This is a genomic window from Streptomyces sp. NPDC005574 (assembly GCF_040605435.1).
Taxonomy (GTDB): Bacteria; Actinomycetota; Actinomycetes; order Streptomycetales; family Streptomycetaceae; genus Streptomyces.
Genome location: NZ_JBEXCW010000037.1, coordinates 1 through 24,524, shown reverse-complemented (window position 1 = coordinate 24,524; position 24,524 = coordinate 1). Strand labels below are relative to the sequence as shown.

24 protein-coding genes are annotated in these 24,524 nt (G+C 71.4%); 23 read left to right on the top strand and 1 reads right to left on the bottom strand.

Annotated elements, in window-relative coordinates; all coding sequences use genetic code 11:
* Positions 1-7: 7 nt before the first annotated feature.
* The 10 genes from ruvX to nusB all read left to right on the top strand — a co-directional run bounded on the left by ruvX (position 8) and on the right by nusB (position 9,577).
* Positions 8-472, top strand: coding sequence for a Holliday junction resolvase RuvX (ruvX, locus tag ABZT03_RS23430; protein WP_356042252.1), 465 nt, complete (start codon positions 8-10; stop codon positions 470-472).
* 121 nt (positions 473-593) lie between these two features.
* A complete protein-coding gene (mltG, locus tag ABZT03_RS23425; protein ID WP_356042250.1) occupies positions 594-2,297 on the top strand; it encodes an endolytic transglycosylase MltG in 1,704 nt (567 codons plus the stop codon).
* 5 nt (positions 2,298-2,302) lie between these two features.
* A complete protein-coding gene (locus ABZT03_RS23420) occupies positions 2,303-3,130 on the top strand; it encodes a shikimate dehydrogenase (RefSeq protein WP_356042248.1) in 828 nt (275 codons plus the stop codon).
* Between the two features lie 220 nt (positions 3,131-3,350).
* On the top strand, positions 3,351-4,535 hold the full coding sequence (gene aroC, locus ABZT03_RS23415) for a chorismate synthase (protein ID WP_356042246.1): 1,185 nt from the start codon (positions 3,351-3,353) through the stop codon (positions 4,533-4,535).
* A complete protein-coding gene (locus tag ABZT03_RS23410) occupies positions 4,532-5,050 on the top strand; it encodes a shikimate kinase (protein WP_356042244.1) in 519 nt (172 codons plus the stop codon). The genes aroC and ABZT03_RS23410 overlap by 4 nt, the downstream gene beginning before the upstream one ends.
* On the top strand, positions 5,047-6,138 hold the full coding sequence (gene aroB / locus ABZT03_RS23405; protein ID WP_356042242.1) for a 3-dehydroquinate synthase: 1,092 nt from the start codon (positions 5,047-5,049) through the stop codon (positions 6,136-6,138). Before ABZT03_RS23410 ends, aroB begins: the two co-directional genes overlap by 4 nt.
* A 284-nt stretch (positions 6,139-6,422) precedes the next feature.
* Positions 6,423-7,316: a Pro-rich N-terminal domain-containing protein gene (locus ABZT03_RS23400; protein WP_356042240.1), complete on the top strand. Its 894-nt coding sequence runs from the start codon at positions 6,423-6,425 to the stop codon at positions 7,314-7,316.
* A gap of 90 nt (positions 7,317-7,406) precedes the next feature.
* Positions 7,407-8,513, top strand: coding sequence for an aminopeptidase P family protein (locus tag ABZT03_RS23395; protein WP_356042238.1), 1,107 nt, complete (start codon positions 7,407-7,409; stop codon positions 8,511-8,513).
* Between the two features lie 60 nt (positions 8,514-8,573).
* On the top strand, positions 8,574-9,140 hold the full coding sequence (gene efp / locus ABZT03_RS23390) for an elongation factor P (RefSeq protein WP_356042236.1): 567 nt from the start codon (positions 8,574-8,576) through the stop codon (positions 9,138-9,140).
* Positions 9,141-9,142: 2 nt separating this feature from the next.
* Positions 9,143-9,577 carry a transcription antitermination factor NusB gene (nusB, locus tag ABZT03_RS23385; protein WP_356042234.1) on the top strand — a complete coding sequence of 145 codons (435 nt, stop codon included), beginning with the start codon at positions 9,143-9,145 and terminating at the stop codon, positions 9,575-9,577.
* Between the two features lie 212 nt (positions 9,578-9,789).
* On the opposite strand, the gene bldD is transcribed toward nusB, so the two are convergent.
* Positions 9,790-10,290 (bottom strand): transcriptional regulator BldD, encoded by a 501-nt coding sequence (bldD, locus tag ABZT03_RS23380; protein ID WP_189976704.1) that lies wholly within the window; start codon positions 10,288-10,290, stop codon positions 9,790-9,792.
* A 242-nt stretch (positions 10,291-10,532) separates the two neighbouring features.
* Between bldD and pyrR the strand changes: the two genes are divergently transcribed.
* The 13 genes from pyrR to metK all read left to right on the top strand — a co-directional run.
* A complete protein-coding gene (gene pyrR, locus ABZT03_RS23375) occupies positions 10,533-11,132 on the top strand; it encodes a bifunctional pyr operon transcriptional regulator/uracil phosphoribosyltransferase PyrR (protein ID WP_356042232.1) in 600 nt (199 codons plus the stop codon).
* 109 nt (positions 11,133-11,241) lie between these two features.
* A complete protein-coding gene (locus ABZT03_RS23370) occupies positions 11,242-12,237 on the top strand; it encodes an aspartate carbamoyltransferase catalytic subunit (RefSeq protein ID WP_356042230.1) in 996 nt (331 codons plus the stop codon).
* 5 nt (positions 12,238-12,242) lie between these two features.
* A complete protein-coding gene (locus ABZT03_RS23365) occupies positions 12,243-13,529 on the top strand; it encodes a dihydroorotase (protein ID WP_356042228.1) in 1,287 nt (428 codons plus the stop codon).
* On the top strand, positions 13,526-14,149 hold the full coding sequence (locus ABZT03_RS23360) for a hypothetical protein (protein ID WP_356042226.1): 624 nt from the start codon (positions 13,526-13,528) through the stop codon (positions 14,147-14,149). The genes ABZT03_RS23365 and ABZT03_RS23360 overlap by 4 nt, the downstream gene beginning before the upstream one ends.
* Positions 14,146-15,303, top strand: a complete 1,158-nt coding sequence (gene carA / locus ABZT03_RS23355; protein ID WP_356042225.1) for a glutamine-hydrolyzing carbamoyl-phosphate synthase small subunit — start codon at positions 14,146-14,148, stop codon at positions 15,301-15,303. The genes ABZT03_RS23360 and carA overlap by 4 nt, the downstream gene beginning before the upstream one ends.
* Entirely contained in the window at positions 15,296-18,604 is a 3,309-nt protein-coding gene (carB, locus tag ABZT03_RS23350; RefSeq protein ID WP_356042223.1) for a carbamoyl-phosphate synthase large subunit, read from the top strand. Before carA ends, carB begins: the two co-directional genes overlap by 8 nt.
* 72 nt (positions 18,605-18,676) lie before the next feature.
* Complete coding sequence (locus ABZT03_RS23345; protein ID WP_356042221.1) at positions 18,677-19,783, top strand: quinone-dependent dihydroorotate dehydrogenase; 1,107 nt, start codon at positions 18,677-18,679, stop codon at positions 19,781-19,783.
* A complete protein-coding gene (pyrF, locus tag ABZT03_RS23340) occupies positions 19,780-20,625 on the top strand; it encodes an orotidine-5'-phosphate decarboxylase (protein WP_356042219.1) in 846 nt (281 codons plus the stop codon). The genes ABZT03_RS23345 and pyrF overlap by 4 nt, the downstream gene beginning before the upstream one ends.
* A gap of 298 nt (positions 20,626-20,923) precedes the next feature.
* Positions 20,924-21,247 carry an integration host factor gene (locus tag ABZT03_RS23335; protein ID WP_003977346.1) on the top strand — a complete coding sequence of 108 codons (324 nt, stop codon included), beginning with the start codon at positions 20,924-20,926 and terminating at the stop codon, positions 21,245-21,247.
* A 60-nt stretch (positions 21,248-21,307) separates the two neighbouring features.
* A complete protein-coding gene (gene gmk / locus ABZT03_RS23330) occupies positions 21,308-21,865 on the top strand; it encodes a guanylate kinase (RefSeq protein ID WP_356042217.1) in 558 nt (185 codons plus the stop codon).
* 38 nt (positions 21,866-21,903) lie between these two features.
* Positions 21,904-22,176: a DNA-directed RNA polymerase subunit omega gene (rpoZ, locus tag ABZT03_RS23325; RefSeq protein WP_003977348.1), complete on the top strand. Its 273-nt coding sequence runs from the start codon at positions 21,904-21,906 to the stop codon at positions 22,174-22,176.
* Between the two features lie 129 nt (positions 22,177-22,305).
* On the top strand, positions 22,306-23,508 hold the full coding sequence (gene coaBC / locus ABZT03_RS23320; protein WP_356042215.1) for a bifunctional phosphopantothenoylcysteine decarboxylase/phosphopantothenate--cysteine ligase CoaBC: 1,203 nt from the start codon (positions 22,306-22,308) through the stop codon (positions 23,506-23,508).
* 238 nt (positions 23,509-23,746) lie between these two features.
* On the top strand, positions 23,747-24,524 hold a 778-nt coding region (gene metK / locus ABZT03_RS23315), incomplete at its 3' end, for a methionine adenosyltransferase (protein WP_356042213.1).

Sequence of the window (24,524 nt, the reverse complement as noted above, 5' to 3'; positions counted from 1 at the left end):
CAAGGTCATGCGTCGCGGCCGGCGGCTCGCGATCGACGTCGGGGACGCCCGCATCGGGGTCGCCTCGTGCGACCCCGACGGGATCCTCGCCACCCCGGTGGAGACGGTCCCGGGCCGTGACGTCCCGGCCGCGCACCGCCGGCTGCGGCAACTCGTCGAGGAGTACGAGCCGATCGAGGTCGTCGTCGGGCTCCCGCGCTCCCTCAAGGGGGGCGAGGGCCCGGCCGCGGTAAAGGTTCGCGGCTTCGTCCAGGAGCTCGCCAGGGGCATCGCCCCCGTGCCGGTGCGGCTCGTGGACGAGCGGATGACCACGGTGACGGCCAGTCAGGGACTGCGCGCCTCGGGGGTGAAGGCGAAGAAGGGCCGGTCGGTCATCGACCAGGCGGCCGCTGTGATCATCCTGCAGCAGGCACTGGAATCCGAACGGGTGTCAGGTAAAGCACCCGGCGAGGGCGTCGAAGTGGTCATCTGATCGCGATACGGTAACGTCCGGCGCGATGCGGCGGTGTTCGAACAGCCGCCGCACAGCAAGAGGCGGACCGGAAGCCGGGCCCGAGGTCGCGCGACCGCCGCCTCGCGGCTCTAGGGGATCGATGACTGAGTATGGCCGGGGCCAGGGCTCCGAACCGTGGCATCCGGAGGACCCGTTGTACGGGGACGGCGGATGGGAGGGACAGCAGGCCCCGACGGGCGGGCAGTCCCCCTACGAGGGCCGTCCGCAGCAGCACTACCCGGAGCACCAGCAGCATCCCCAGCAGCAGCCGCAGGCGCAGTACGGCGAGTGGGCCGAAGGCGGGCAGGTCCCGTACGACCCGGCGCAGCAGCAGTACCCCCAGCAGTTCCAGCAGCAGCAGTATCCTCAGCAGTACGACCAGCAGTACTACGCGGGCCAGCAGCAGGCGTACGACGACGGAGGCTGGGCCTCGGGCGCCCCGGTGCCCGTCCAGTACGCCGATCCCGCGGACCCCTACGGGCAGCAGGAGGCCGCCTCCTACGGCGGGGACCAGCCCGACCACTACGGCACCCCGGACGCCTATCCGCCCCCGGAACCGCCCGGCAGGCGGCGCGCCGAACCGGAGCCCAAGCCCGACTGGGACCCCGGGCCCGACGAGGGCGAGCACGCCTTCTTCGCCGGCGGGGACGACGAGGGTGAGGACGCCGGCGACGACCCGGACGACCCGCGGGGCGGCCGGGGCGACCGCAGGGGCGGCAAGAAGCCGAAGAAGCGGCGCAGCGGGTGCGCCTGCCTGGTGCTGACGGTGATCTTCGCGGGCATCGTGGGCGGGGCCGGCTACGTCGGCTACCACTACTACCAGAACCGCTTCGGCCCGGCGCCCGACTTCGCGGGTGACGGGAACGGCGACCAGGTCACCGTCGTCATCCCCAAGGACGCGGGCGGTTATGCCATCGGGCAGAAGCTGAAGGAGGAGGGCGTCGTCGAGAGCGTCGACGCGTTCGTCTCCGCGCAGCAGTCGAACCCCGACGGCAAGTACATCCAGGACGGCGTCTACACCCTGCAGAAGCACATGTCGGCGGCGAGCGCGGTCGAGCTGATGCTCAGTCCCAAGAGCCGCAGCAACCTCGTCCTCCCCGAGGGCATCCGCGACACGAAGGTCTACGAGCTGATCGACGCGCGCCTCGGGGTGGCCAAGGGCACCACGGCGAGCGTGGCGAAGAAGCAGTACAAGACCCTCGGCCTGCCCGACTGGGCCCTCGGCCACAAGAACCTGAAGGATCCGCTGGAAGGATTCCTCTACCCCTCCAGCTACGCGGTCAGCAAGGGCCAGAAGCCCGCGGCCGTCCTGAAGGACATGGTCTCCCGGGCCAACGACAAGTACGAGGAACTCGGTCTCGAGAAGAAGGCGGAGAGCCTCGGGATGGAGGGCCCGTGGCAGCTGCTGACCGCGGCGAGCCTGGCGCAGGCCGAGGGCACCAGCCACGACGATTTCCGAAAGATGGCCGAGGTCGTCTACAACCGCCTCAAGCCGGGGAACCCCGAGACCTACGGCTCGCTCGAGTTCGACTCCACGTACAACTACGTGAAGAACCAGAGCAAGATCGACCTGAGCATCGCCGAGCTGCGGAAGTACGACAACCCGTACAACACGTACTTCGTCAAGGGGCTGCCCCCCGGTCCCATCGACAACCCCGGTGAACTGGCGCTCAAGGGCGCGCTCAACCCGACGCACGACGGCTGGTACTACTTCATCTCGTTGGACGGCAAGACCAGCAAGTTCACGAAGACGCTCGCGGAACACGAGAAGCTGGTGCGGCAGTTCAACGCGTCAAGGAACTGAGACTGATGACAGCTCCCCGCAGGGCGGCCGTGCTCGGCTCGCCCATCGCCCACTCCCTGTCCCCGGTGCTGCACCGCACCGCCTACCGGGAGCTCGGCCTCACCGACTGGTCCTACGACCGCTTCGAGGTCGACGAGGCCGCGTTGCCCGCCTTCCTCGCGGACCTCGGGCCGGAGTGGGCCGGACTGTCGCTGACCATGCCGCTCAAACGGGCCGTGATCCCGCTGCTCGACGACATCACCGACACGGCGGCCTCCGTCGAGGCGGTCAACACCGTCGTGCGCACCGCGGACGGGCGCACCCTCGGCGACAACACCGACATCCCCGGCATGGTCGCCGCACTGCGCGAGCGGGGGATCGAGGAGGTCGCCTCGGCGGCCGTGCTCGGTGCCGGCGCCACCGCCTCCTCCGCGCTGGCCGCGCTGGCCCGGGTGTGCACCGGCGAGATCGCGGTGTACGTGCGCAGCGAGGCCCGTGCCGCGGAGATGCGGCAGTGGGGGAAGCGGCTGGACGTCGAGGTCCGTGTCGAGGACTGGGCGGATGCGGCCGAGGCACTGCACCGGCCGCTGGTGATCGCGACCACCCCGGCCGGCACGACGGACGCCCTGTCCGGCAGCGTGCCCGAGCGGCCCGCCACCCTCTTCGACGTGCTCTACGACCCGTGGCCCACCGAGCTCGCGGCCCGCTGGTCCGCGTACGGCGGCGCCGTGGTCAGCGGCCTGGACCTGCTCGTCCACCAGGCGGTCCTCCAGGTCGAGCAGATGACCGGGCGCACCCCGGCGCCGCTGGAGGCGATGCGCGCGGCCGGCGAGCACGCGCTCGCCGCCCGCTGAGCACTCCGCCGCCCTCCGGTACGCCGTCCGCGGACCCGGCGGTTCCAGTCACTTCGGCGTCCCGTTCCCCGTCCGGGTGGTGGACCGGCGGCCGGCCGAGGCCGCGGACGTGGGAGGATCGGAGGTGGCGGGCCGGGGCCGCGCACCCGGCCGGCAGTTGCCGTACGCGAGGACGCGCGTACGCGGGGCAGCACCAGGGCGCGCGTACTGAGGAGCACCGTTGAGCAGGTTGCGCTGGCTGACCGCGGGGGAGTCCCACGGTCCCGCACTCGTGGCGACGCTGGAGGGACTTCCCGCCGGCGTGCCGATCACCACGGAGATGGTGGGGGACCACCTGGCGAGGCGGCGGCTCGGCTACGGGCGCGGTGCGCGGATGAAGTTCGAACGGGACGAGGTGACCTTCCTCGGCGGCGTCCGGCACGGCCTCACCCTCGGCTCCCCGGTCGCGATCATGGTGGGCAACACCGAGTGGCCCAAGTGGGACCAGGTCATGTCGGCCGACCCGGTCGACCCGGAGATCCTCGCCGGTCTGGCCCGCAACGCCCCGCTGACCCGCCCGCGGCCCGGCCACGCCGACCTGGCCGGCATGCAGAAGTACGGCTTCGACGAGGCCCGGCCGATCCTGGAGCGCGCCTCCGCCCGGGAGACCGCGGCCCGCGTGGCGCTGGGCGCGGTCGCCCGCTCCTACCTCAAGGAGACGGCCGGGATCGAGATCGTCTCGCACGTGGTCGAGCTGGCGTCCGCGAAGGCCCCGCGGGGTGTTCACCCGACCCCCGCCGACGTGGAGAGGCTGGACGCCGACCCGGTGCGCTGCCTGGACGCGGACGCCTCGAAGGCGATGGTCGCGGAGATCGACCAGGCCCACAAGGACGGCGACACCCTCGGCGGTGTGGTCGAGATCCTCGCCTACGGCGTGCCGGTGGGCCTGGGTTCGCACGTGCACTGGGACCGGAAGCTGGACGCCCGGCTGGCCGGCGCCCTCATGGGCATCCAGGCCATCAAGGGCGTCGAGGTCGGCGACGGCTTCGACCTGGCGCGGGTCCCCGGCTCCAAGGCGCACGACGAGATCGTGAACACCGAGGACGGCATCCGCCGGACCTCCGGCCGCTCGGGCGGCACCGAGGGCGGTCTGAGCACCGGTGAGCTGCTGCGGGTGCGGGCCGCGATGAAGCCCATCGCGACGGTCCCGCGGGCCCTGCGGACGGTCGACGTGACCACCGGTGAGGCGACCGCCGCGCACCACCAGCGCTCGGACGTGTCGGCGGTTCCGGCGGCCGGCATCGTCGCCGAGGCCATGGTCGCCCTGGTGCTGGCCGACGCCGTCGCGGAGAAGTTCGGCGGCGACTCGGTGACCGAGACCCGCCGCAACGTCGAGTCCTACCTCGAACACCTGGCCATCCGTTGAGCGCGGCGCCCGTGGTGGTCCTGGTCGGTCCGATGGGCGTCGGCAAGTCGACCGTCGGGCGGTTGCTCGGCGAGCGGCTCGGCGTCGCCTACCGGGACACCGACGACGACATCGTGGCCGAGCAGGGCCGCACGATCGCCGAGATCTTCGTCGACGAGGGCGAGGGGGCCTTCCGCGCGATCGAGAAGCGGGCCGTGCACCGGGCCCTCGGCGAGCACGACGGCGTCCTCGCGCTGGGCGGCGGCGCGATCCTCGACGAGGACACCCGCGCGCTGCTCGCCGGGCACCGTGTGGTCTATCTCTCGATGGACGTCGAGGAGGCCGTGAAGCGCACCGGCCTGAACGCGGCGCGGCCCCTGCTCGCGGTGAACCCGCGCAAGCAGTGGCGCGAGCTGATGGAGGCCCGGCGGCACCTGTACGAGGAGATCGCCACCGCCGTCGTGGCCACCGATGACCGTACGCCCGAAGAGGTCACACAAGCGGCCCTGGACGCACTGGAGTTGAAGGAAGCATGAGCGAGGCAGTGACGCGGATCCAGGTCGGCGGCACCGCCGGCAGCGAGCCCTACGAGGTGCTGGTGGGCCGGCAACTCCTGGGCGAACTGGCCGGGTTGATCGGCGACCGGGTCAAGCGGGTCGCCGTCGTGCACCCCGAGGCGCTCGCCGAGACCGGGGAGGCGCTGCGCGCCGACCTGGCCGGCCAGGGCTACGAGGCCGTCGCCATCCAGGTGCCCAACGCGGAGGAGGCCAAGACCGCCGAGGTCGCCGCCTACTGCTGGAAGGCGCTCGGCCAGTCCGGCTTCACCCGCAGTGACGTCGTCGTCGGGGTCGGCGGCGGCTCCACCACCGACCTCGCCGGGTTCGTCGCCGCGACCTGGCTGCGCGGGGTGCGCTGGATCGCCGTCCCGACCACCGTGCTGGCCATGGTGGACGCGGCCGTCGGCGGCAAGACCGGCATCAACACCGCCGAGGGCAAGAACCTGGTCGGCGCCTTCCACCCGCCGGCCGGCGTGCTGTGCGACCTCGCCGCGCTGGACTCGCTCGCGGTCAACGATTACGTCTCCGGACTCGCCGAGATCATCAAGGCCGGCTTCATCGCCGACCCGGCGATCCTGGACCTCATCGAGGCCGACCCGCAGGCGGCCCGCACCCCGGCCGGCCCGCACACCGCCGAACTCATCGAGCGGTCCATCCGGGTCAAGGCCGAGGTCGTCTCCTCCGACCTCAGGGAGTCGGGCCTGAGGGAGATCCTCAACTACGGGCACACACTCGCCCACGCCATCGAGAAGAACGAGCGCTACAAGTGGCGCCACGGCGCCGCCGTCTCGGTGGGCATGCACTTCGCCGCCGAACTGGGCCGCCTCGCGGGCCGGTTGGACGACGCCACCGCCGACCGGCACCGCACCGTCCTGGAGTCCGTCGGACTGCCGCTGCACTACCGCCACGACCAGTGGCCCAAGCTGCTGGAGACGATGCGGGTCGACAAGAAGTCCCGCGGCGACCTGTTGCGCTTCATCGTCCTCGACGGACTGGCCAAGCCCACCGTCCTCGAAGGGCCGGACCCGGCCGTGCTGCTCGCCGCGTACGGCGAAGTGGGCGAGTAAGTACGCCGGTGCACCTTCCGTCCGATCTGCCGTACGGACACGGGCACTTCGGGGCCTCCCCGGCCGTTCACCAAATGACGGCCGGGGACGGTACCGTTCGGTAGGGAACGGGGTTCGCACCCCGCTGCCGGTGCTCCTCGCCCGCCATCGGCGAGCCGAGGGGCGTATCGGTGTCGAGAGGGCGAGCGCGGAGTCCTGCGGGGCCGAGCACGGTCGGGCTCCCGACTCCGGCGGAGAGACCCGCGGGCGCATGCGCCGAACGACACGAGACGGAGTGGCACCGGATGCAGCACGCAGTGGGTTCTCCGCTGCCGCCGCCCCACGGACCGGGGCACGGACCGGCCGCCGGCTGGTCGCAGGCCGCACACCATCCGGGACCGCCCCACCCCGGCGCGCACCAGGGTTCCGTCCCCGGGCCCGAAGCACCACCGGCCCCGGGGTACGCACCGGCCCCCGCGGGCCCGGTGCCGCCCGCCCCGCACCACGCGCCCGTCCCGCCCGGCCCCCCGCACCCGCAGGCGGCGCACGCCCCGGACACCACCGGCCATGTGCCGCTGCCCCCCGGCGGGCCAGTGGCCATGCCCAGCGCGCCGCCCGCCACGGCCGCGCCCGACCCCACCGGCACGACCCTCGCGGTGCTGCTGATCGGGCCGGCCGGCGCGGGGAAGACGAGCGTGGCCAAGTACTGGGCGGACCACCGGCGGGTCCCCACCGCCCACATCAGCCTCGACGACGTACGCGAGTGGGTCCGCTCGGGCTTCGCCGACCCCCGGTCCGGGTGGAACGACCACTCGGAGGCGCAGTACCGCCTCGCCCGCCGCACCTGCGGCTTCGCCGCGCGCAACTTCCTCGCCAACGGCATCTCCTGCATCCTCGACGACGCCGTCTTCCCCGACCGCCCGGTGGTCGGCCTGGGCGGCTGGAAGCGGCACGTGGGACCCGGCCTGCTGCCGGTCGTCCTGCTGCCCGGCCTGGAGATCGTCCTGGAGCGCAACGCCGAGCGCTCCGGCAACCGCCGCCTCGCCGACGAGGAGGTCGCCCAGATCCACGGCCGCATGGCCGGCTGGTACGGCTCCGGCCTCCCGATCATCGACAACTCCCAGCTCGACGTGGACCAGACGGCCCGCGTCCTGGACGAGGTACTGGCCCGGTCGATCGCCAGCCCGCCGAACTGGTAGCCCGGGCCGGTCCCCTGGTCAGGACCGCCGCACCCCCCACTCGGACTCCCTCAACCGGCGCCGTCCGCGCGCAGCTCATACGCTCGATGCATGTCAGAGGTGTACGCGGCTCGCCGGACCCGGCTGAAGGAACGCTGTCACGCGGGCGGCAGCGCGGCGGCGCTTGTCTCCCGTCCCGCCAACGTGCGCTATCTCGCGGGCGCCGCCCCGAGGGGCGCCGTGCTGCTGCTCGGCAGGACCGAGGACCTGCTGCTGTGCACCGGCCCCCCGGACGACCGAGCCCTCGAAGGCAGGCCGGACGAGGCCGTGCGGGTGCGGCCGCTGCCCGGCCGGGGCGGTGACGCGGCCGTGGCCGCCGCCGACCTCGCCCTCGGCCAGGGCGCCGACTCCCTCGCCGTCGAGGAGCACCATCTCACGGTGGCCAGGCACCGGGCGATCCGCTCCGTGGTGCCACGGCTGCGCCTGGCCGACCTGGGTGGCGCGGTCGAGCAGCTCAGGATCGTCAAGGACGAGGAGGAGATCTCCTGTCTGCGCATCGGCGCGGAGATCGCCGACCAGGCGCTGGGGGAGCTGCTGGAGTCGATCCTCGTCGGCCGGACCGAGCGGCATCTCGCCCTGGAACTGGAGCGCCGGCTCGTGGACCACGGCGCCGACGGCCCCGCCTTCGCGACCTCCGTCGCCACCGGCCCGAACTCCGGCCGGCGCGGGCACCGCCCCACCGACCGCCGGGTGGAGGAGGGCGACTTCCTTTCTGTCTGCCTCGGCGCCCGCTACCGCGGCTACCGCTGTGAGATCGGCCGTACCTTCGTCATCGGCACGTCTCCCGCGGACTGGCAGATCGAGATGTACGACCTCGTCTTCGCTGCCCAGCGCGCCGGACGGGAGATGCTGGTACCCGGCGCCGCCTACCGTGACGTGGACCGCGCCGCCCGCCACGTGCTCGACTCGGCGGGGTACACGGAGGGCCTCCCGGCACTCACCGGGCACGGTGTCGGACTCGAAATCGACGAGGACCCGCAGTTGGCCCCCGCGGCCATGGGTAAACTGGACGCTTGCGTGCCGGTCACCGTCGAACCGGGGGTCCACCTCCCGGGCCGGGGCGGTGTCAGGATCGATGACACGCTCGTCGTACGCCCCGAGGCGGACGGCGGACCCGAGCTACTCACCATCACGACCAAGGAGCTGCTCGCGCTGTAGCTTTCCGAGCTGTGCGCGTGCGCCGGGGTCGTCCACGTCAGTCCAGGAGATTCCGCAACCGTGGCTTCCACGAACGACCTCAAGAACGGCCTGGTGCTCAAGCTCGAAGGCGGCCAGCTCTGGTCCGTCGTCGAGTTCCAGCACGTCAAGCCCGGCAAGGGCCCGGCCTTCGTGCGCACCAAGCTGAAGAACGTGCTCTCCGGCAAGGTCGTCGACAAGACGTTCAACGCCGGCGTCAAGGTCGAGACGGCCACGATCGACAAGCGCGACATGCAGTTCTCGTACATGGACGGCGAGTACTTCGTCTTCATGGACATGGACACCTACGACCAGCTGATGGTCGACCGCAAGTCCGTCGGCGACGCCGCCAACTTCCTGATCGAGGGCTTCACGGCCACCGTCGCGCAGCACGAGGGCGCGGTGCTCTTCGTCGAGCTGCCGGCCGCCGTCGAGCTGACCATCTCGGAGACCGAGCCGGGCGTGCAGGGCGACCGCTCCACCGGCGGCACCAAGCCCGCCACGCTGGAGACGGGCCACCAGATCCAGGTGCCGCTCTTCATCACCACCGGTGAGAAGATCAAGGTCGACACCCGCACCAGCGACTACCTCGGCCGGGTGAACAGCTAGCCGTGGCTGCTCGCAACACGGCCCGCAAGCGCGCCTTCCAGATCCTCTTCGAGGGCGACCAGCGCGACGCGGACGTTCTGACGGTCCTCGCGGACTGGGTCCGGCTCTCCCGGGCCGACACCCGGCAGCCGCCGGTGAGCGAGTACACGATGCAGCTGGTCGAGGGCTACGCGCTGCACGCGACGCGTATCGACGAGCTGATCGCCCAGTACTCGGTCGGCTGGACGCTGGACCGGATGCCGGTCGTCGACCGCAACATCCTGCGGCTCGGCGCCTACGAGCTGATCTGGGCCGACGAGACGCCCGACGCCGTCGTGCTCGACGAGATGGTGCAGCTGGCGAAGGAGTTCTCCACGGACGACTCGCCGTCGTTCGTGAACGGCCTGCTCGGCCGTCTCAAGGACCTGAAGCCCACCCTGCGCCGCGACGGGGCCTGACAGGCCGCGACGGGGCCGAGGGGACCGTAGAGACACGACATGACGCCTGAGGGCCCGCAGCGAGACCGCTGCGGGCCCTCAGGCGTCCCGCGGCGCCCCCGGCGCCCGAGGGGGCGCGCAAAGGGCGTGGGAAGCGCGAAACCGCCGGGGGTGGCCGGAAGCCTGAGCTTCCGGCCACCCCCGGCGGCACGTTTCTGCTGGAGCGGTGAGGCTCAGTTCTCCTCGTGGGCGACCGCGCGGCGGGCGTCCGCGTCGAGCACACCCCAGCTGATCAGCTGCTCGGTGAGGACCGAGGGCGACTGGTCGTAGATGACGGCGAGTGTGCGCAGGTCGTCCTGGCGGATCGAGAGCACCTTGCCGTTGTAGTCGCCGCGCTGGGACTGGATCGTCGCCGCGTACCGCTGGAGGGGGCCCGCCTTCTCGGCCGGCACGTGAGCCAGCCGCTCCAGGTCCAGCACCAGCTTCGGCGGCGGCTCCGCGGCTCCGCCCGGAGTGGTGCCCGGCAGCAGCTCCTGCACGGGAACCCCATAGAAATCAGCCAGTTCGGCGAGCCGCTGCACGGTCACGGCGCGGTCGCCGCGCTCGTAGGACCCGACCACGACCGCCTTCCAGCGTCCCTGGGACTTCTCCTCGACACCGTGGAGGGAAAGGCCCTGCTGGGTGCGGATGGCCCGGAGCTTGGCCCCGAGCTGTTTGGCGTATTCGCTGGACATATAGCTCCCCGGACACTGTGACTACGCGGCCAGGCCGCGCGGCTGGTAACTCACTGTGAGGTTACGCAGCGTTACACTCCTGCGTCAAGCCGAATGGTCCGCACCGGCTCTCCCTCGCCGGTGGTGGCCGATTACGCCAGAGGGGTGATCAGGGCCGTCGACCCGGCCTGCTAACGTGGGTGGCGCAAATCCGACGTCCTTTAAGGTCCGTCCCGTGAGGCGGAGAAGGAGGTCCGTTTCACATGGACACGCACGACACGCAGGAAACGCACGGCACCGGGCAGTCCGACGCGCGCCCGGTCCTCGAGGCCCCGGACATCGCACGGGTCCTCACCCGCATCGCCCACGAGATCGTGGAACGCGCCAAGGGCGCCGACGACGTGGTGCTTCTCGGCATTCCGACCCGGGGCGTCCATCTCGCCCAGCGGCTCGCCGCCAAGCTGGAGCAGATCACCGACCGCACCGTCCCGGTGGGCTCCCTCGACATCACCATGTACCGCGACGACCTGCGCATGCACCCGCCGCGCGCGCTGGCCCGCACCGAGATCCCCGGTGACGGCGTCGACGGCAGACTGGTCGTCCTCGTCGACGACGTGCTCTTCTCCGGCCGCACCATCCGTGCCGCCCTCGACGCCCTCGGCGACATCGGGCGCCCCCGCGCGGTCCAGCTCGCGGTCCTGGTGGACCGCGGTCACCGCGAACTGCCCATCCGCGCCGACTACGTCGGCAAGAACCTCCCCACGTCGCTGCGGGAGACGGTCAGGGTCCAGCTCGCCGAGGAGGACGGTCGCGACACCGTGCTGCTCGGCGTGAAGCAGACCGCCCCGGCGCGCGAGCAGTAGCAGCGCTCAGCCGTCCGCCGCCGAGTGCTGCGCCCCCGCACGCCCGGCGGTGCCCCCGGGCTTCCGGCCCCCCGTGTCCCCACCTGAACTGCCTTACGGAGCCTGACAGATGCAGCGTCATCTCATCTCGGCCGCCGACCTCACCCGCGACGACGCCGTCCTGATCCTCGACACCGCCGAGGAGATGGCCCGGGTCGCCGACCGGCCGATCAAGAAACTGCCGACCCTGCGCGGCCGTACCGTCGTCAACCTGTTCTTCGAGGACTCCACCCGCACCCGGATCTCCTTCGAGGCCGCCGAGAAGCGGCTGTCCGCGGACGTCATCAATTTCAGCGCCAAGGGCTCCAGCGTCTCCAAGGGCGAGTCCCTCAAGGACACCGCGCAGACCCTGGAGGCGATGGGCGTCGACGCGGTCGTCATCCGGCACGGCGCCTCGGGGGCGCCCTACCGGCTCGCCACCTCCGGCTGGGTCGACGCCACCGTCATCAACGCCGGCGACGGCACCCACCAGCACCCCACGCAGGCCCTGCTCGACGCCTTCACCATGCGGCGCCGCCTGGTCGGCCGGGACGCCGGGCTCGGCAACGACCTGGCGGGCAAGCGCATCACGATCGTCGGCGACGTCCTGCACAGCCGGGTCGCCCGCTCCAACGTCGACCTGCTGCACACCCTCGGCGCCGAGGTGACCCTCGTCGCGCCGCCGACCCTGGTGCCGGTCGGCATCGAGGCCTGGCCGTGCGAGGTGTCCTACGACCTGGACAGCACCCTGCCGAAGTCCGACGCCGTGATGATGCTGCGGGTCCAGCGCGAGCGGATGAACGCGGCGTTCTTCCCCACCGAGCGCGAGTACTCCCGCCGCTACGGCCTCGACGGCGACCGCATGGCGCGGATGCCCGAGCACGCCATCGTGATGCACCCCGGCCCGATGGTCCGGGGCATGGAGATCACCGCCGAGGTCGCCGACTCCGACCGCTGCACCGTCGTGGAGCAGGTCGCCAACGGTGTCTCCATCCGGATGGCCGTGCTCTACCTGCTTCTGGGGGGCGCCGTGTTCGACCCGAAGAACGCTCCCGCCGACAGCCACACCCGTATCGAGGAGAAGTAGGAACCATGAGCAAGATCCTGATCCGGGGCGCGAAGGTGCTCGGCGGCGAGCCGCAGGACGTGCTGATCGACGGCGCGGAGATCGCGGCCGTCGGCAGCGGCCTGGCGGCCGGGGACGCCGAGGTCGTCGAGGCCGGCGGCAAGGTCCTCCTGCCGGGCCTGGTCGATCTGCACACCCACCTGCGCGAGCCCGGCCGCGAGGACTCCGAGACCGTTCTGACCGGCACCCGCGCGGCCGCCTCCGGCGGCTACACCGCGGTGTTCGCCATGGCCAACACCTTCCCGGTCGCCGACACCGCCGGAGTCGTCGAGCAGGTCTACCGGCTCGGCCAGGAGCACGGCTACTGCGACGTCCAGCCCATCGGCGCGGTCACCGTCGGCCTGGAGGGCAGCAAGCTCGCCGAGCTGGGCGCCATGTACGAGTCCGCCGCCGGAGTCACCGTCTTCTCCGACGACGGCAAGTGCGTCGACGACGCCGTGATCATGCGGCGGGCCCTGGAGTACGTGAAGGCGTTCGGCGGAGTCGTCGCCCAGCACGCCCAGGAGCCGCGGCTCACCGAGGGCGCCCAGATGAACGAGGGCGTCGTCTCCGCCGAGCTCGGGCTCGGGGGCTGGCCCGCGGTGGCCGAGGAGTCGATCATCGCCCGTGACGTCCTGCTCGCCGAGCACGTCGGCTCCCGCGTCCACATCTGCCACCTCTCGACCGCCGGCTCCGTCGAGATCGTCCGCTGGGCCAAGTCCCGCGGCATCGACGTCACCGCCGAGGTCACCCCGCACCACCTCCTGCTCACCGACGAGCTGGTGCGGACGTACAACCCGGTCTACAAGGTCAACCCGCCGCTGCGCACCGAGCGGGACGTGCACGCCCTGCGTGAGGCGCTCGCCGACGGCACGATCGACATCGTCGCCACCGACCACGCCCCGCACCCGCACGAGGACAAGGACTGCGAGTGGGCCGCGGCCGCCATGGGCATGGTCGGCCTGGAGACGGCCCTCTCGGTGGTCCAGGCGACGATGGTCGACACCGGCCTGCTCGACTGGGCCGGCGTCGCCGACCGCATGTCCGCCGCGCCCGCGCGCATCGGCCGGGCCACCGGCCACGGCCGGCCCGTCTCGGCAGGTGAGCCCGCCAACCTCGTCCTCGTCGACACGGAATACCGTGGGTCGGTGGACCCCGCGGGCTTCGCCTCGCGCAGCCGCAACACCCCCTACGCGGGCCGCGAGCTGCCGGGCCGGGTCAGCCACACCTGGCTGCGGGGCAAGGCCACGCTCGTCGACGGGAAGCTCACGTGACACCTGTAATCCTGCTGGCCGCCGAGAAGAAGTCGGCCGAGGTCACCGACTGGGCCGCCCGCGTCGGCTGGCTCGTCGGGCTCGCCCTCTTCGTCGCGCTCGTCTACTGGCTGATGCGCGAGGGCTGGAAGTGGCGCGGCACGCTCCAGGGCGACCTGCCGGAGCTGCCCGCCCGCCCGTCGCCCACCACCCCCCTCAACCGGGGCGGCAAGCCGCCCCTGCCTGAAACGCCGGAGGACCCCGGCCCGGCGAGACTGACCCTGAGCGGTCGCTACCACGGCTCGACCACCGCCGGGCAGTGGCTGGACCGCATCGTGGCGCACGGCCTCGGCAGCCGCAGCCGGGTCGAGCTCACGCTGACGGACGCGGGCCTGGACGTCGTACGCCCCGGCGCGAACGACTTCTTCGTCCCCGTGGCCGCACTGCGCGGGGCCCGGCTCGACAAGGGCATCGCGGGCAAGGTCCTTACCGAGGGCGGCCTGCTCGTCGTCACCTGGGCCCACGGCGACCGGCTGATCGACTCCGGGTTCCGCTCGGACCGGGCGGCCGAACACCTCGCCTGGGTCGACGCCCTCAACTCCATGACCGAAACAACCACCACGGAAGGCGCCGAACGATGACGACCTCCAAGCAGGGGAACGCCTCGCAGAGGAAAGAGGCGCTTCCCGCCGTACTCGTCCTGGAGGACGGCCGGATCTTCCGGGGCCGCTCCTACGGGGCGGTGGGGGAGACCTTCGGCGAAGCCGTGTTCTCCACCGGAATGACCGGCTACCAGGAGACGCTGACCGACCCGTCGTACCACCGGCAGGTCGTGGTGATGACCGCGCCGCACGTCGGCAACACCGGCGTCAACGACGAGGACCCCGAGTCCGGGCGGATCTGGGTCGCCGGCTACGTCGTGCGCGACCCCGCGCGCGTGCCCTCCAACTGGCGCTCGCGCCGCTCCCTCGACGAGGAGCTGGCCCGACAGGGCGTCGTCGGGATCTCCGGCATCGACACCCGGGCGCTGACCCGGCACCTGCGTGAGCGCGGCGCGATGCGCGTCGGCGTCTTCTCCGGCAACGCGCTGCCCGACCACGAGACCATGCTCGCGCGGGTGCGCCAGGCCCCGGAGATGCAGGGCGCCGACCTGGCGGCGGAGGTCGCCACCAAGGAGGCGTACGTCGTCCCGGCGATCGGCGAGCGGAGGTTCACCGTCGCCGCCCTCGACCTCGGCATCAAGGGCATGACCCCGCACCGGATGGCCGAGCGGGGCATCGAGGTGCACGTGCTGCCCGCCACGGCGAGCGTCGACGACGTGTACGCCGCGAACCCCGACGGCGTGTTCTTCTCCAACGGCCCCGGCGACCCGGCCACCGCCGACCACCCGGTCTCCGTCATGCGGGCGGTGCTGGAGCGCGGTACGCCGCTGTTCGGCATCTGCTTCGGCAACCAGATCCTCGGACGGGCGCTGGGCTTCGGCACGTACAAGCTGAAGTACGGCCACCGGGGCATCAACCAGCCGGTGCAGGACCGTACGACCGGCAAGGTCGAGGTCACCGCGCACAACCACGGCTTCGCCGTCGACGCCCCGCTCGACACGGTGTCCGACACCCCCTTCGGGCGCGCCGAGGTCTCCCACGTCTGCCTCAACGACGACGTGGTGGAGGGCCTCCACCTGCTCGACCGGCCGGCCTTCAGCGTCCAGTACCACCCCGAGGCGGCGGCGGGCCCGCACGACGCCGCCTACCTGTTCGACCGCTTCGTCTCCCTGATGGAGGGCCAGCGTGCCTAAGCGCTCCGACATCCAGTCCGTCCTGGTCATCGGCTCCGGCCCGATCGTCATCGGCCAGGCCGCCGAGTTCGACTACTCCGGCACCCAGGCCTGCCGCGTCCTGCGCGCCGAGGGCCTCAGGGTGATCCTGGTCAACTCCAACCCGGCGACGATCATGACCGACCCGGAGATCGCCGACGCGACCTACGTCGAGCCGATCACCCCGGAGTTCGTCGAGAAGATCATCGCCAAGGAGCGGCCCGACGCGCTGCTGCCCACGCTCGGCGGGCAGACCGCCCTCAACACCGCGATCTCCATGCACGAGCAGGGTGTGCTGGAGAAGTACGGGGTCGAGCTGATCGGCGCCAACGTCGAGGCCATCCACAAGGGCGAGGACCGCGACCTGTTCAAGGGCGTGGTGGAGGCCGTACGCGAGAAGATCGGGCACGGCGAGTCCGCCCGGTCGGTCATCTGCCACTCCATGGACGACGTGCTCGCGGGCGTCGAGACGCTCGGCGGCTACCCCGTCGTCGTCCGGCCCTCCTTCACCATGGGCGGCGCCGGCTCCGGCTTCGCCCACGACGAGGAGGAGCTGCGCCGCATCGCCGGCCAGGGCCTCACGCTCTCCCCGACCACCGAGGTGCTCCTGGAGGAGTCCATCCTCGGCTGGAAGGAGTACGAGCTGGAGCTGATGCGCGACAAGCACGACAACGTCGTGGTCGTCTGCTCCATCGAGAACTTCGACCCGATGGGCGTGCACACCGGCGACTCGATCACCGTCGCGCCGGCCATGACGCTGACCGACCGCGAGTACCAGCGGCTGCGGGACATCGGCATCGCGATCATCCGCGAGGTCGGCGTCGACACCGGCGGCTGCAACATCCAGTTCGCCGTCGACCCGGCCGACGGCCGGATCATCGTCATCGAGATGAACCCGCGGGTCTCGCGCTCCTCGGCCCTGGCGTCGAAGGCGACCGGCTTCCCCATCGCCAAGATCGCCGCGAAGCTGGCCGTCGGCTACACCCTCGACGAGATCCCCAACGACATCACGGAGAAGACCCCGGCGTCGTTCGAGCCGACCCTCGACTACGTGGTCGTCAAGGTCCCCCGGTTCGCCTTCGAGAAGTTCCCGTCGGCGGACTCCACCCTCACCACCACCATGAAGTCGGTCGGTGAGGCGATGGCGATCGGCCGCAACTTCACCGAGGCCCTGCAGAAGGCGCTGCGCTCCCTGGAGAAGAAGGGCAGCCAGTTCACCTTCGTCGGCGAGCCGGGCGACAAGGACGAGCTGCTGGCGCTGGCCGTCCGGCCGACCGACGGCCGGATCAACACCGTCATGCAGGCCATCCGCGCGGGCGCGACCCAGGAGGAGGTCTTCGAGTTCACGAGGATCGACCCGTGGTTCGTCGACCAGATGTTCCTGATCAAGGAGACCGCCGACGAGCTGGCCGAGGCGCCCGAGCTGACCGCGGACCTGCTGGCCGAGGCCAAGCGGCACGGCTTCTCCGACCAGCAGGTCGGTGAGATCCGCGGGCTGCGCGAGGACGTCGTCCGCGAGGTGCGGCACGCGCTGGGCATCCGCCCGGTCTACAAGACGGTCGACACCTGCGCCGCCGAGTTCGCCGCGAAGACGCCGTACTTCTACTCCTCCTACGACGAGGAGAGCGAGGTCGCGCCCCGCGAGAAGCCCGCGGTGATCATCCTGGGCTCCGGTCCCAACCGCATCGGCCAGGGCATCGAGTTCGACTACTCCTGCGTCCACGCCTCCTTCGCGCTGAGCGACGCCGGGTACGAGACGGTGATGGTCAACTGCAACCCGGAGACCGTCTCCACCGACTACGACACCTCCGACCGCCTGTACTTCGAGCCGCTCACGCTGGAGGACGTGCTGGAGATCGTGCACGCGGAGGCCAAGGCCGGCCCGATCGCGGGCGTGATCGTGCAGCTCGGCGGGCAGACCCCGCTGGGCCTCGCGCAGGCGCTGAAGGACAACGGCGTGCCGGTCGTCGGCACCCCGCCCGAGGCGATCCACGCCGCCGAGGACCGCGGCGCCTTCGGCCGGGTGCTGGCCGAGGCGGGCCTGCCGGCCCCCAAGCACGGCACCGCGACCACCTTCACCGGCGCCAAGGCCATCGCCGACGAGATCGGCTACCCGGTCCTCGTCCGGCCCTCGTACGTCCTCGGCGGACGCGGCATGGAGATCGTCTACGACGAGACCCGCCTGGAGTCCTACATCGCGGAGTCCACCGAGATCAGCCCCTCCCGGCCGGTGCTGGTGGACCGCTTCCTCGACGACGCCATCGAGATCGACGTCGACGCCCTGTACGACGGCGAGGAGCTGTACCTCGGCGGAGTCATGGAGCACATCGAGGAGGCCGGCATCCACTCGGGCGACTCGGCGTGCGCCCTGCCGCCGATCACCCTCGGCGGCTTCGACATCAAGCGCCTGCGCGCCTCCACCGAGGCCATCGCCCGCGGGGTCGGGGTGCGCGGGCTGATCAACATCCAGTTCGCCATGGCGGGCGACATCCTCTACGTCCTGGAGGCCAACCCGCGCGCGTCCCGCACCGTCCCCTTCACCTCGAAGGCGACCGCGGTGCCGCTGGCCAAGGCCGCCGCCCGCATCTCGCTGGGCGCCACCGTCGCCCAGCTGCGCGCCGAGGGCCTGCTGCCGGCCAACGGCGACGGCGGGGAACTCCCGCTCGACGCGCCGATCTCCGTCAAGGAGGCGGTCATGCCGTGGTCGCGCTTCCGCGACATCTACGGCCGGGGCGTCGACACCGTGCTGGGCCCGGAGATGCGCTCGACCGGCGAGGTCATGGGCATCGACTCCGTCTTCGGCACGGCGTACGCCAAGTCGCAGGCGGGGGCCTACGGTCCGCTGCCCACCAAGGGCCGGGCGTTCATCTCGGTCGCCAACCGGGACAAGCGCTCGATGATCTTCCCGGCGCGGGAGCTGGTCGCGCACGGCTTCGAGCTCCTCGCCACCTCCGGCACGGCCGAGGTGCTCAAGCGCAACGGCATCAACGCCACCGTGGTGCGCAAGCAGTCCGAGGGCATCGGGCCGAACGGCGAGCGGACCATCGTCCAGCTGATCCACGACGGCGAGGTCGACCTCATCGTCAACACGCCCTACGGCACCGGCGGCCGCCTCGACGGCTACGAGATCCGTACGGCGGCCGTGGCGCGCTCGGTGCCGTGTCTGACGACCGTGCAGGCGCTCGCCGCGGCCGTCCAGGGCATCGACGCCCTCAACCACGGTGACGTGGGCGTCCGTTCACTCCAGGAACACGCACAACACCTGACCGCGGCCCGCGACTAGCCGAGAGGGGGACACCGGAAACGGTGTCCCCCTCTTCATGAGGTCACCGACGACTTCAAGAGGGACACCGAGATGTACAAACTCTTCTTCCGTCTGGTCTTCCAGCGCATGGACCCCGAACAGGCCCATCACCTGGCCTTCCGCTGGATCCGGCTCGCCGCCCGCGTACCGGTGCTGCGCACGTTCGTCGCGGCCGCGCTGGCGCCCCGTCACAAGGAGCTGCGCACCGAGGCCTTCGGGCTGCGCATGCACGGCCCGTTCGGGCTCGCCGCCGGGTTCGACAAGAACGCGGTCGCCGTCGACGGCATGTCGATGCTGGGCTTCCACCACGTCGAGATCGGCACGGTCACGGGGGAGGCGCAGCCGGGCAACCCCCGCACACGCCTGTTCCGGCTCGTCGCCGACCGGGCGCTGATCAACCGCATGGGCTTCAACAACGAGGGCTCGCTGGCCGTCGCCGCGCGGCTGGCCTCCCGCACGCCGGTCTTCCGGACCGTCGTGGGCGTCAACATCGGCAAGACCAAGGCCGTACCGGAGGCCGAGGCGACCGCGGACTACGTGAAGTCGGCCGAGCGGCTGGCGCCGTACGCGGACTACCTCGTCGTCAACGTCTCCTCCCCGAACACGCCCGGTCTGCGCAACCTCCAGGCGACCGAGGCGCTGCGCCCACTGCTGACCGCCGTGCGCGAGGCCGCCGACCGCAGCGTCACCACGCGCCGGGTCCCCCTCCTGGTGAAGATCGCTCCGGACCTCGCGGACGAGGACGTGGACGCCGTCGCCGACCTCGCCGTCGAACTGGGCCTGGACGGGATCATCGCCACCAACACCACCATCGCGCGCGAGGGGCTCGGTCTGAGGTCCGCGCCCGCGCTGGTCAAGGAGGCCGGCGGGTTGTCCGGCGCTCCGCTCAAGGCACGCTCCCTGGAGGTGCTGCGCCGCCTCTACGCGCGCGTGGGCGACCGGATCACCCTGGTGGGCGTCGGCGGCATCGAGAACGCCGAGGACGCCTGGCAGCGCATCCTGGCCGGCGCCACGCTGGTCCAGGGCTACAGCGCGTTCGTCTACGAGGGCCCCTTCTGGAGCCGCGCCCTGCACAAGGGCCTCGCCGCCCGCCTCCGCACGAGCCCGTACGCCACCCTCGCCGACGCGGTCGGCGCCGACGCAAGGAAGACGGCATGACGGTCCTGGAACCCTTCGGCGCCCGGCTGCGCCGCGCCATGGACGAGCGCGGCCCGCTGTGCGTCGGCATCGACCCGCACGCGTCCCTGCTCACCGAGTGGGGCCTGAACGACGACGTCGCCGGCCTCGAGCGCTTCAGCCGTACCGTGGTCGAGGCGACGGCCGACCGGGTCGCCGTCCTGAAGCCGCAGAGCGCGTTCTTCGAGCGGTTCGGCTCGCGCGGTGTCGCCGTCCTGGAGCGGACGGTCGCCGACGCCCGGGCGGCCGGCGCGCTGGTCGTGATGGACGCCAAGCGCGGCGACATCGGCTCGACCATGGCCGCCTACGCCGAGTCCTTCCTGCACAAGGACTCCCCGCTGTTCTCGGACGCCCTGACCGTCTCGCCGTACCTCGGCTACGGCTCGCTGTCCCCGGCCGTCGCCCTGGCGCGGGAGAGCGGGGCCGGACTGTTCGTCCTGGCGCTCACCTCCAACCCGGAGGGCGGCGAGGTCCAGCACGCGGTCCGCGCGGACGGCCGGACGGTGGGAGCGACGATGCTGGCGCACCTGGCCGCCGAGAACGCGGGGGAGGAGCCCCTGGGTTCCTTCGGCGCGGTCGTCGGGGCCACGCTGGGCGACCTGTCGTCCTACGACCTCGACATCGCCGGGCCGCTTCTGGCACCCGGTATCGGGGCCCAGGGGGCGACTCCGGCCGACCTTCCGGCGGTCTTCGGGCGGGCGGTGCGCAACGTCGTGCCCAACGTCAGCCGGGGGGTCCTGCGGCACGGTCCCGACGTCGGGGCGCTGCGCGGGGCCGCGGAGCGCTTCGCGACGGAGATCCGTGTCGCACTGGCGGCGGTCTGAGGCTTTCGTGACGGCCGTCGCGGGTGTTCGAGTCGGTCGATCGAGTCCTCCGATGAGTGGCTCGAAGTCGACTTGAGTCTGAATACATTCTCAAATCCGGGGCAGTATGTCGTAAATGTCCGCCCTCGTAGAGGCTGACCAGGACTTTTCCGCTGTTCTCGCTGACTCCGGCGGACTTGCCCGCTAGTCTCCGACGAGAGTGACGGGCGAGCGTGTTGCTCGTGGCTCCCCAGGTGTGGGGCGACTAGGTTCCTCACCGGTTCCGTATCCGACAGTCAACATCCGAGGTGACGTAGGCGTGGCTCTTCCGCCCCTTACCCCTGAACAGCGCGCAGCCGCGCTCGAGAAGGCCGCCGCGGCTCGCCGGGAGCGGGCCGAGGTCAAGAATCGACTCAAGCACTCCGGTGCCTCCCTGCACGAGGTCATCAAGCAGGGCCAGGAGAACGACGTCATCGGCAAGATGAAGGTCTCCGCCCTGCTCGAGTCCCTCCCCGGCGTGGGCAAGGTCCGCGCCAAGCAGATCATGGAGCGTCTCGGTATCTCCGAGAGCCGCCGCGTTCGTGGTCTCGGTTCCAACCAGATCGCCTCCCTGGAGCGCGAGTTCGGCAGCACCGGTTCCTGAGTCCCGGACGCTCCGGGCAGGGAGTGCCGGGCACCCCGGGATTGCTGGAATAATCGCTGCATGAGTGAACGTCCGCGGCTGACCGTGCTCTCCGGCCCCTCCGGGGTCGGCAAGAGCACGGTCGTCGCTCATATGCGCAAGGAACACCCCGAGGTCTGGCTCTCGGTGTCGGCGACGACCCGAAGGCCCCGCCCCGGTGAGAAGCACGGCGTCCACTACTTCTTCGTCAGCGACGAGGAGATGGACAAGCTGATCGCCAACGGCGAGCTGCTGGAGTGGGCGGAGTTCGCCGGCAACCGCTACGGCACGCCGCGTGCGGCCGTGCTGGAGCACCTGGAGACGGGGGTCCCCGTGCTCCTGGAGATCGATCTCCAGGGTGCCCGGCAGGTCCGCGAGTCCATGGCGGAGGCCCAGCTGGTGTTCCTGGCCCCTCCCTCCTGGGAGGAGCTCGTGCGCAGGCTCACCGGGCGGGGCACCGAACCGCCCGAGGTGATCGAGCGTCGGCTGGAGGCGGCGAGGATCGAACTGGCCGCCGAGCCGGAGTTCGACGAGACCCTGGTCAACACCTCCGTCGAGGATGTGGCGCGCGAGCTGCTAGCCTTGATGCAAGTTGTGTGATCATGACTGATTTTTTCCCATCCATCGGAAGGTAGAGCGTGTCCTCTTCCATCTCTGCGCCCGAGGGCATCATCAACCCGCCGATCGACGAGCTCCTCGAGGCAACCGACTCGAAGTACAGCCTCGTGATCTACGCGGCCAAGCGTGCCCGCCAGATCAACGCGTACTACTCGCAGCTCGGCGAGGGTCTCCTCGAATACGTCGGTCCGCTCGTCGACACCCACGTGCACGAGAAGCCGCTCTCGATCGCCCTGCGTGAGATCAACGCGGGTCTGCTGACGTCCGAGGCCATCGAGGGCCCGGCTCAGTAGTATTTTCGGTTTGCAGTTGGTTTTTCCACAGGCCCGGCAGCACGACTGCCGGGCCTGTGGTGTGTGATGGGAGTCGTACGCCGGGAGCCGCGGCGTACCGGTGACGAGTGGCGGGGAGGCAGAGGTCCGGTGGACAAGCCGAAGGTCGTACTGGGGGTCAGCGGTGGCATCGCCGCCTACAAGGCCTGTGAGCTGCTGCGCAGACTGACGGAGTCGGGGCACGACGTCCGGGTCGTCCCCACCGCCTCCGCCCTCCACTTCGTCGGCGCGGCCACCTGGTCGGCCCTGTCCGGCCACCCCGTCTCCACCGAGGTCTGGGACGACGTCCACGAGGTCCCGCACGTGCGCATCGGTCAGCACGCCGACCTGGTCGTGGTCGCCCCGGCCACCGCGGACACCCTCGCCAGGGCGGCCCACGGCCTCGCCGACGACCTCCTCACCAACACCCTGCTCACCGCCCGCTGCCCGGTCGTCTTCGCGCCCGCCATGCACACCGAGATGTGGGAGCACCCGGCCACCCAGGAGAACGTGGCGACGCTGCGCCGCCGCGGCGCCGTGGTGATCGAGCCCGCCGTCGGCCGTCTCACCGGCGTCGACACCGGCAAGGGCCGGCTGCCCGACCCGGCCGAGATCTTCGAGGTCTGCCGGCGCGTCCTGGCGCGCGGGGTGCGCGAGCCCGACCTCGCCGGACGCCATGTCGTCGTCAGCGCCGGCGGCACCCGCGAGCCGCTCGACCCGGTCCGCTTCCTCGGCAACCGCTCCTCCGGCAAGCAGGGCTACGCCCTCGCCCGGACCGCCGCCGCGCGCGGCGCCCGCGTCACGCTGATCGCGGCGAACACCGGCCTGCCGGACCCGGCGGGAGTGGACGTCGTCGCGGTCGGCACGGCGGTGCAGCTGCGCGAGGCGGTGCTCAAGGCGGCCCCCGACGCGGACGCCGTCGTGATGGCGGCCGCGGTCGCCGACTTCCGGCCGGCCACCTACGCGGGCGGCAAGATCAAGAAGAAGGACGGCCAGGACCCCGAGCCCGTCGCCCTCGTCCGCAATCCGGACATCCTCGCGGAGATCTCGGCCGACCGGGCCCGTCCGGCGCAGGTCGTCGTCGGCTTCGCCGCGGAGACGGACGACGTCCTGGCCAACGGCCGCACGAAGCTCGCGCGCAAGGGCTGCGACCTCCTCGTCGTCAACGAGGTGGGGGAGCGCAAGACCTTCGGGGCCGAGGAGAACGAGGCCGTGGTGCTGGGCGCCGACGGCAGCGAGACCCCGGTGCCGTACGGCCCCAAGGAAGCCCTGGCCGACACCGTGTGGGACCTGGTCGCCGAACGCCTGGTCTGAACGCTCCGGCCGTCTCACCGCTGCCTCGAACACCGCACTCGGGCGTGGCGCCCCTGGTCAATCCCGGGCGGGATTGGGCAGAATGCCCGTGCCGCAGGTCACAGCCCTCCCGAGAGGCGAGACAGCAGGGCCGGTGGCAGAGTGCGACCGATAAACTGTTCTCGGACGACCGCCGGGCGCAGCCCCCGTCACGTCCGCCCATGATCAGCCAGCAGCCGCTGCAACCCCAGGGAGCGTTGTGTCCCGTCGCCTGTTCACCTCGGAGTCCGTCACCGAGGGTCACCCCGACAAGATCGCTGACCAGATCAGCGACACCATTCTCGACGCGCTCCTGCGCGAGGACCCGACCTCGCGGGTCGCCGTCGAGACCTTGATCACCACCGGCCTGGTGCACGTGGCCGGCGAGGTCACGACCAAGACCTACGCGGACATCGCCACCCTCGTCCGCAACAAGATCCTCGAGATCGGCTACGACTCCTCCAAGAAGGGCTTCGACGGCGCCTCCTGCGGTGTGTCGGTGTCCATCGGCGCGCAGTCCCCGGACATCGCGCAGGGCGTCGACACGGCGTACGAGAACCGCGTCGAGGGCGACGAGGACGAGCTGGACCGGCAGGGTGCCGGTGACCAGGGCCTGATGTTCGGCTACGCGACGGACGAGACGCCGACGCTGATGCCGCTGCCGATCTTCCTCGCGCACCGCCTCGCGAACCGTCTGTCCGAGGTCCGCAAGAACGGCACGATCCCCTACCTCCGCCCCGACGGCAAGACGCAGGTCACCATCGAGTACGACGGCGACAAGGCCGTCCGGCTCGACACGGTCGTGGTCTCCTCGCAGCACGCCAGCGACATCGACCTGGAGTCGCTGCTCGCCCCGGACATCCGCGAGTTCGTCGTCGAGGCGGAGCTCAAGACGCTCCTCGACGAGGGCATCAAGCTGGACACCGAGGGCTACCGGCTGCTGGTCAACCCGACCGGCCGGTTCGAGATCGGCGGCCCGATGGGTGACGCGGGCCTGA

Bases quoted from the DNA above. Each gene is read 5' to 3' on its own strand.
- ABZT03_RS23400 (WP_356042240.1), top strand. From the start codon at position 6,423: ATGCAGCACGCAGTGGGTTCTCCGCTGCCGCCGCCCCACGGACCGGGG.
- ABZT03_RS23370 (WP_356042230.1), top strand. From the start codon at position 11,242: ATGCAGCGTCATCTCATCTCGGCCGCCGACCTCACCCGCGACGACGCC.
- pyrR (WP_356042232.1), top strand. From the start codon at position 10,533: ATGGACACGCACGACACGCAGGAAACGCACGGCACCGGGCAGTCCGAC.
- ABZT03_RS23345 (WP_356042221.1), top strand. From the start codon at position 18,677: ATGTACAAACTCTTCTTCCGTCTGGTCTTCCAGCGCATGGACCCCGAA.
- ruvX (WP_356042252.1), top strand. From the start codon at position 8: ATGCGTCGCGGCCGGCGGCTCGCGATCGACGTCGGGGACGCCCGCATC.
- mltG (WP_356042250.1), top strand. From the start codon at position 594: ATGACTGAGTATGGCCGGGGCCAGGGCTCCGAACCGTGGCATCCGGAG.
- ABZT03_RS23420 (WP_356042248.1), top strand. From the start codon at position 2,303: ATGACAGCTCCCCGCAGGGCGGCCGTGCTCGGCTCGCCCATCGCCCAC.
- aroB (WP_356042242.1), top strand. From the start codon at position 5,047: ATGAGCGAGGCAGTGACGCGGATCCAGGTCGGCGGCACCGCCGGCAGC.
- ABZT03_RS23395 (WP_356042238.1), top strand. From the start codon at position 7,407: ATGTCAGAGGTGTACGCGGCTCGCCGGACCCGGCTGAAGGAACGCTGT.
- carA (WP_356042225.1), top strand. From the start codon at position 14,146: ATGACGACCTCCAAGCAGGGGAACGCCTCGCAGAGGAAAGAGGCGCTT.
- bldD (WP_189976704.1), bottom strand. From the start codon at position 10,290: ATGTCCAGCGAATACGCCAAACAGCTCGGGGCCAAGCTCCGGGCCATC.
- ABZT03_RS23365 (WP_356042228.1), top strand. From the start codon at position 12,243: ATGAGCAAGATCCTGATCCGGGGCGCGAAGGTGCTCGGCGGCGAGCCG.
- pyrF (WP_356042219.1), top strand. From the start codon at position 19,780: ATGACGGTCCTGGAACCCTTCGGCGCCCGGCTGCGCCGCGCCATGGAC.
- gmk (WP_356042217.1), top strand. From the start codon at position 21,308: ATGAGTGAACGTCCGCGGCTGACCGTGCTCTCCGGCCCCTCCGGGGTC.